Origin of the sequence: Paenibacillus sp. JCM 10914 (assembly GCF_001315105.1) — a bacterium.
Lineage (GTDB): Bacteria > Bacillota > Bacilli > Paenibacillales > Paenibacillaceae > Paenibacillus_AQ.
Genome location: NZ_BAZR01000059.1, coordinates 1 through 7,450, shown reverse-complemented (window position 1 = coordinate 7,450; position 7,450 = coordinate 1). Strand labels below are relative to the sequence as shown.

Sequence of the window (7,450 nt, the reverse complement as noted above, 5' to 3'; positions counted from 1 at the left end):
CGAAAGTAGCCAATCACGCGTCACAAGTCCCTTTGAGGTACTTATAGGTGCTGAAAGTAGCCAATCACGCGTCACAAGTCCCTCTGAGGTACTTGTAGGAGCCGAAAGCAGCTAAATTCGCACCACAAGTCCCTCTGAAGTACTTGTGGGAGCGGAAAGCAGCCAAATCACGCACTACAAGCCCCTCTGAGGTACTTGCGGGAGCCGAAAGTAGTTACATCCATGCGGTGCCCGCTCCGTACACGGACCGGGCACGGCACCACTCACTCCAACCACAGGCGAGTGAATGATAGCCGGAGGCAGGAGGATGGACAGAGCGACAACCCAGCGGAGAGGGCGTAATTGTACTGGAGAAGCGGCAGCGCTCGCCTTTGATTTGGATTTCTACAATCAATAGACCCATTCCGGAAATCCAAAATCAACAGCGATCGGAAGTACAATACGCACGCGTAGCGGCCGTTATCGTTTCACAGTCACAGTCATACATTCAAAATGCATCCCAGCACACAAAGGCAATCATTTCACTCGTATGTATTCCACATTCCGAAAGGGGAACCAATTATGAGCAACCAAACCAAAGAACCGAAGATCAAAGGCGGCAGCTTTGTCATCGAGAATCCTGATTTGCAGCGTATCCTGACGCCGGAGGATTTCACCGAAGAACACCGGATGATTGGGGAAACGGTGCGCGATTTCATCGACGGTGAAGTGGTGCCGCATGATGAAGAATTGGAGAAGCTCAATTATGAATTGACGGTCGACCTGCTTCGCAAAGCAGGCGAGCTCGGCCTGCTGGGAGCGGATGTACCGGAGCCGTTCGGCGGAATTGGCCTCGATAAAGTTAGCTCCACCATCATTAACGAAGCCTTGGCAAAGGGCTCGTCGTTTGCGCTGTCCTTCGGGGCGCACGTCGGTATTGGTACGCTGCCGATCGTCTTCTTCGGTACGACGGAGCAGAAGAACAAGTATCTGCCGGACCTCTCGACCGGCGCCAAGATTGCCGCCTATTGTTTAACGGAGCCGACCTCCGGCTCAGATGCGCTGGGTGCCAAGACCACGGCACGCTTGTCCGATGACGGAGAATATTATATTTTGAACGGATCGAAGCTCTACATTACGAACGCCGGATTTGCTGACATCTTCATCGTCTACGCCAAGATCGACGGCGAGCATTTTACTGCCTTTATCGTGGAGAAAGAGATGGAAGGCTTCACGCTCGGGCCGGAAGAGAAGAAGATGGGCATCAAGGGCTCCTCGACGCGGCCGCTCTTTTTCGAAGACGTGAAGGTACCCGTGGAGAACCTGCTGGGCGAGATCGGCAAAGGCCATCGGATCGCCTTCAACATTCTGAACATCGGACGGTACAAATTGGCAGCCGGTACCGTAGGTGCGGCGAAGGAGTCCATCGAGTTGAACGCGAAATATGCTAACACCCGCAAGCAATTCGATACCCCGATCTCGAAGTTCCCGCTGATGCGCAAGAAGCTGGCGGAGATGAACATCACGGCTTTTGTGATGGAGAGCATGGTGTACCGCACCGCCGGACTGCTGGATGAAGCACTGCAGGATATCGACTACAACAGTGAAGATGCCGGCATCCACTCCGCGGCCGCGATCTCGGATTACGCGATCGAATGCTCGATCAACAAGGTGTTCTGCTCCGAAGGTCTTGATTTGGTGGCAGATGAGGGGGTTCAGATTCACGGGGGTTACGGGTATATATCAGAGTATAAGGTGGAGCGAATTTACCGCGATTCCCGCATTAACCGCATATTCGAGGGCACCAACGAAATCAACCGACTCCTCATTCCGGGCACGCTCGTGAAAAAAGCGCTCAAGGGTGAAATCGCGCTGATGGAAAAAGCGCAAAGCCTGCAAGGCGAACTGCTGCAGCTCGTTCCAGGCCAGACCTTTGAGGGCACGCTAGAGCAGGAAACGCACTTCCTTGACATGATGAAGAAGATTTTCCTGCTTGCCGGTGGCTTGGCTGTACAGAAATTCGGTACGAAGCTGGAGCAAGAGCAGGAAGCACTGTCCAACCTGGCCGACATGATGATTGATATGTTTGCGCTCGAAAGCGCATTGCTGCGCGCACGCAAGCACATTGCCCGCACATCGGAAGAAAAAGCGACGAACATGATTGAGATGACCCAAGTGTTTGCATACGAGGCGTTCCAGCGCATAGAAACACTTGCCAAAGAGACGCTGGCCTCCGTGGAGTCTGGCGACATGCTGCGGATGCAGTTATCGGTTCTGAAGAAGCTGACACGCAGCAACCCGGTGGATACGGTCGCACTCAAACGCAGCATTGCTGCCCGTATCGTTAAGAATGAACGCTACACGGTGTAACGAGGGTGCCGTTCCTGTGATGAACTGCCTCGGTAGAGACAAGAGAATGTTCTGGGAGTAGGAGGAAACGAAGCATTCCTTAGGAAAGGGTTGGTTTTGTATGGATGCAAAGCCTTGGCTACCGTTCTATCCAAGTGAAGTGGCCCCCGCTTTTGATTATCCGAAACAGAATTTGGCATTATTTCTCGTCACGTCGGCGCAGAAGTACCCCGATCGGCCGGCGATGTATTTCATGGGCAAGAACATCAACTATAAAAGTCTGCTGGATTCGTCTTATCGTATGGCGAACACACTCCGCAGCAAAGGAATCAAGAAGGGTGATCGGGTAGCGATCATGCTGCCCAATTGTCCGCAGGTGGTCATCTCTTATTATGGCGCACTGCTGGCAGGGGCCGTAGTGGTCATGACGAACCCACTCTATATGGAGCGGGAAGTAGCGCATCAGATGAAGGATTCCGGCGCCAAAATCATCATAACGCTGGATATGTTCGTATCCCGGGTGGAGGCGGTCATTCAGGAAACCGAGCTCAAGCACATGATTGTGACGTCGGTGGCCGACTATCTTCCGTTCCCGAAGAACAAACTATATCCCATCAAAGCCAAGAAGGAAGGGCCGCTTCCTGTTGTAACCTACGGCGATTCCGTGCACAGCTTCAAGAAGCTGCTCGCCAGCGCATCGGATGATCCGATCTGCGAAACGGTGAATGCGAAGAAGGATTTAGCCCTGCTGCAATACACCGGGGGAACGACCGGCGTGCCGAAGGGCGTTATGCTGACGCACTACAACCTGATAGCGAATACGGTGCAATCCGCCAACTGGTGCTATAACGTGCAGGAAGGAAGCGAGCGATACCTAGCGGTCTTGCCATGTTTTCACGTATTCGGACTCACCGTACTGCTTAACCAAGCGGTATATCGTGCAGGTCAATTGATTCTCGTTCCGAAGTTTGAAGGTACCATGATTCTGAATTTGATCAAAAAAATGAAGCCCACGCTCTTCCCGGGTGCGCCGACGATGTACATCGCCCTGATTAACCATCCGCGAATCAAGGAATATGATCTCTCTTCCATTAATGTCTGCGTCAGCGGCTCAGCCGCACTCCCGGTGGAAGTTCAGGACACATTCGAGGAGATGACCAAAGGTAAACTTATCGAAGGTTACGGCTTGACGGAAACATCGCCGGTGACTCATGTGAACCCGATCTGGGGCAAACGCAAAATCGGTACGATTGGCGTGCCGGTACCTGATACCGATGCGAAAGTGGTCCATCCGACACCGGGGAGGAGATGCCGATTGGCGAGCCGGGCGAGCTGATGGTCAAGGGACCGCAGGTCATGACGGGCTACTGGAATCGTCCGGATGACACATCTGACGTTCTTCGAAATGGCTGGCTGTTCACCGGGGATATGGCGACGATGGATGAAGAGGGGTATTTCACCATTATTGATCGTAAGAAAGACATGATCATCGCCAGCGGCTTCAATATTTATCCGCGCGAGATCGAGGAAGTACTGTATGAACACCCGTCGGTCAAAGAAGCCGTCGTGGTCGGCACGAAGGACGAATATCGCGGCGAGACCGTCAGAGCTTATATCGTGCTTAAGGATGGGGCTCCACCGGACCCTTCCGGACTGGAGAAGTTCTGCCGGAGTCAGCTGGCCGCATATAAAGTGCCGCGCGAGTATGTTTTCCGCGAATCGCTGCCCAAGACGATGGTCGGCAAGGTGCTTCGCCGCAAGCTGCTGGAGGAAGAGGAGGCAGGCAAGCCGACGGGCTAATGCTTGGGCCTCGTGAAATCAACGTCAATACGTAAAAAGGAGGCGGCCTTATGCATCAAACGAATTCAAGCCACGACACGAAGGCCGGACAACCGGAATTCGACAAGGAGGCGTATATGGAGGCGATGGCCAAAGCCGCGGAACCTACCTTCTGGGGGTATCTCGCTGCAAGCTTGCGTCAGCCAGCTCGGAGGCGGTTGTTGTCACCCTGGATGCACAGCCCCACCATATGAATATGATGGGCATCGTGCATGGCGGCGTACTCTCCTCGTTAATGGATAACGCGATGGGCATCGCGGTCATGCTGGAACGACCGGGCGAATCGACGGTTACGAGTAACTTGAATGTGCATTTTGTGATGCCGGCCAAGGCGGGGAAACTTACCGTAACGGCAAGCATCGTGCATCAAACCCGCCGTTCGGTGACAACCGAATGTCGGATCACGGATGCCAAGGGGGATCTAGTGGCTATCAGCACGGGATCGTTCCGAGTCAAGTAGGAAGGAAAAGAAGGTATTTGAACAGCCTGTCTTCTCCTAAGGGGAGGGCAGGCTGTTTTTTATATTGGGATGAAGGAAATCTTGTTACTCTGCTTCTTGTCAGACCAAGAAAGCTATGGTACAATAAAAATGCTGTTTTTAATGTAGAATATGTTGGTCTTCTTAAGATAATAAATCCAGATGTTTACATACGTAGGAGGTGGAAGTCATGGTTCTATTTTTTGAAGTATTGCTCGTTGTTTTCTCCATCGCACTGATTACTGTCGTTCTTCTCCAAAAAGGGAAAAGCGCAGGTCTTGCTGGTGCCATCTCCGGCGGTGCTGAACATCTTTTTGGTAAAACAAAGGCTCGCGGCATGGATCTCGTCCTGCAGCGTATAACCGTAGGTCTGGCGGCTGGCTTTATGATCCTTGCGATCGTTGTAGCTATGTTGAAATAGTACAGACACGGAAACTTCAATGATGAACTCTCGCTTTTTCACTCTGGAAGAGCGGGGGTTTTTTTATTGTTTGGAGGAAGTGGGTTTTATTTCCTGTTTGGGTGATTGCCTGAGGATATCGAAGATTAAATTCGTGTATACTAGGGTATGTGTAATAAGTAGGTAAAGAATGGATAAGGAACAATGAAATTGCGGGTTCCCCGAGGTGATAATCATGATAACGGAACAAATACTACTGGATTTTATGCGGGAAACTGCGTATAAACCGATGACGTACCAGGAGTTGGAGCAGCATTTTGCGATTGAGGATGCGAATGAATTCAGGGAATTTCTGAAGCTGTTGAACGAACTGGAGCAGACAGGGAAAATTATATTGACGAGTACGGAGCGCTACGGCGTGCCGGAACGGATGGCTTTGCTGCGTGGACGCTTGCAGGCGCATCCAAAGGGATTCGCCTTTTTGATTCCCGATGACAGGGAGCATCCGGATGTCTACATCCATGCCAATGATTTGAAGAGCGCGATGAACGGCGACACGGTCTTGGTGCGTATTAGCTCCAAGCATAATGATGGCGGCAAGATGGAAGGTGAAGTGATTCGGATCGTGACGCGTGCCGTGACCGAAGTGGTGGGCGTGTATCAGAATCATGAAGCTTACGGGTTCGTGCTGCCGGACGACAAGCGGATTAACCGGGATATATTTATCCCGAAGCATGCCATTAACGGCGCTGTGGATGGTGTTAAGGTTGTCGTGAAGTTGCTCAGCTATCCGGAAGGAAGGGCGGCAGCGGAAGGTGAGATCATCGAAGTCTTGGGTCATAAGGATGACCCCGGCGTTGATATTCTGTCCATCATTCGTAAGCATCAACTGCCGGAAGGTTCCCGGAGGAAGTGCTGGCCGAAGCGGATGCCGCGCCGGATTCGATTACCGAAGACGAGATCGTGAAGCAAGGGCGGCGCGATTTGCGTGGCCTGAACATTGTAACGATTGACGGAGAAGATGCGAAGGATCTGGATGATGCGGTGAACGTCGAGCGTCTGCCGAACGGGAATTATCGGCTGGGCGTCCATATTGCCGACGTCAGCTATTATGTGCGCGATCGCTCGGAGCTGGATAAAGAAGCATATAACCGCGGCTGTAGCGTATATCTGGTGGATCGGGTCATTCCGATGCTGCCGCATCGTTTGTCCAACGGCATCTGTAGTTTGAATCCGCAGGTGGATCGTCTGACGATGTCGTGTGAGATGGAGTTCAACGAGCAGATGAAGGTCGTGAGCCACGATATCTTTACGAGCGTTATTCGAACGAAAGAGCGGATGACGTACAATAACGTGCGCAAAATCCTCATGGATGAGGATCCTGAACTCATGGAGCGTTATAGTGACCTCGTCGACGATTTCCGGTTAATGAAGGAACTGGCACTGAAGCTGCGCGACCGCCGGATGCGGCGCGGAGCGGTGGACTTTGATTTTGTGGAGTCCAAAGTCATTGTGGATGATAACGGGAAGCCTGTGGATATTGTCAAAAGAGAACGCTCCATCGCGGAGCAAATTATTGAGGAATTCATGTTGGCGGCCAACGAGACCGTGGCTGAACATTTCCACTGGATGAAGGTGCCGTTCATCTACCGGATCCATGAAGACCCGGATCAGGAGAAGCTGCAGAACTTCATGGCGTTTGCCGCGAATTTCGGTCACCATGTGAAGGGACGGGGCAACTCCATTCATCCGCGAGCACTCCAGAATCTGCTGGAAGCGATTCAAGGGACGAAGGAGCAAACGGTTCTTAGCACGATGATGCTTCGATCGATGAAGCAGGCCAAGTACGATGCGGAGAGCACCGGTCACTTCGGCCTGGCGGCGGAGTATTATTCCCACTTCACGTCGCCGATTCGGCGTTATCCGGATCTGATCATTCACCGCGTGATCCGGGAGGTCCTGGAGAGCGGCGGTGCGCTGAATGAGAAGCGGCATGAGCACCTGACGGGCCGAATGGCTGACATTGCGCAGCAATCGTCCGAGCGGGAGCGTGTGGCTGTGGATGCGGAGCGGGATACCGAGGCGCTGAAGAAAGCCGAATTCATGCTGGATAAGGTCGGCGAGGAATTCGAAGGCATCATCAGCAGCGTGACCAGCTTCGGCATGTTCATTGAGCTGGAGAATACCGTTGAGGGCTTGATTCGCTTGAGCGCGATGACCGATGATTATTATCATTTCGATGAGGGCCATATGGCGCTTATTGGGGAGCGGACATCGAAGGTATACCGCATTGGCGATGATGTGAAGGTTCGCGTAGCGAAGGTGAATATGGATGAGCACACCATCGATTTTGAGATGGTGGATATGAAGCCGCGCCGGCAAGGCCGCGGCGGCGGGTTTGAAGG

2 protein-coding genes and 3 pseudogenes are annotated in these 7,450 nt (G+C 52.6%); all 5 read left to right on the top strand.

The window, feature by feature from the left end; translation table 11 throughout:
* The first annotated feature begins 561 nt into the window (after window positions 1–561).
* Entirely contained in the window at window positions 562–2,349 is a 1,788-nt protein-coding gene (locus JCM10914_RS27850) for an acyl-CoA dehydrogenase family protein (protein WP_023967488.1), read from the top strand.
* 100 nt (window positions 2,350–2,449) lie between these two features.
* Window positions 2,450–4,128: pseudogene (locus tag JCM10914_RS27845) on the top strand (long-chain fatty acid--CoA ligase).
* Window positions 4,129–4,178: 50 nt separating this feature from the next.
* Window positions 4,179–4,627 (top strand): annotated as a pseudogene (locus tag JCM10914_RS32090) (PaaI family thioesterase).
* A gap of 208 nt (window positions 4,628–4,835) precedes the next feature.
* The gene (gene secG / locus JCM10914_RS27835) at window positions 4,836–5,066 is read left to right on the top strand and encodes a preprotein translocase subunit SecG (RefSeq protein WP_023967478.1); all 231 of its coding nucleotides are present in this window, start codon (window positions 4,836–4,838) and stop codon (window positions 5,064–5,066) included.
* Between the two features lie 214 nt (window positions 5,067–5,280).
* A pseudogene (gene rnr, locus JCM10914_RS27830) lies at window positions 5,281–7,450 on the top strand (ribonuclease R); the annotation flags it as partial.